The sequence below is a fragment of the Streptomyces rimosus subsp. rimosus genome (genome assembly GCF_000720725.1).
GTDB classification, from domain to species: domain Bacteria; phylum Actinomycetota; class Actinomycetes; order Streptomycetales; family Streptomycetaceae; genus Streptomyces; species Streptomyces rimosus_A.
On sequence record NZ_JOCQ01000252.1, the window covers coordinates 1 to 394 of the forward strand.

The window sequence follows — 394 nt, forward strand, 5'->3', positions numbered from 1 at the left end:
TCGCCGCGCGGCTGCGGGAGGCCGCAGGCCCGGTCCTCCCCGAGACCGGCAGCGGGCCCCACGAGGCACTGCGCACCCTGGTCCACGGCATGGCCGAAGGCGCCGCCGACCCCGCCGACCCGCACTGCGCGGCCCACCTGCACTGCCCGCCGCTGGCCCTCGCCGCCGCGGCCGACCTGGCCGCCGCCGCCCTGAACCCGTCCATGGATTCCTGGGACCAGGCCCCCGCCGCCTCCGCCCTCGAAGCCCGCACGGCCCGCGAACTGGCCGCCCTGGTCTACCCGTACGACCTGCACGGACCCGACGCCTTGGGCCGTACGTACGACTCCGGCGCGCCCCCGGACGACCCCGCCCGGCCGCCCCGGACCGAGGCCCCCGCCCGCCGGCGCGACAC

The 394-nt window shown here is 80.2% G+C and carries 1 pseudogene; it reads left to right on the forward strand.

The features are described from left to right. Positions 1-394 (forward strand): annotated as a pseudogene (locus IH45_RS1000000150540) (aspartate aminotransferase family protein); the annotation flags it as partial.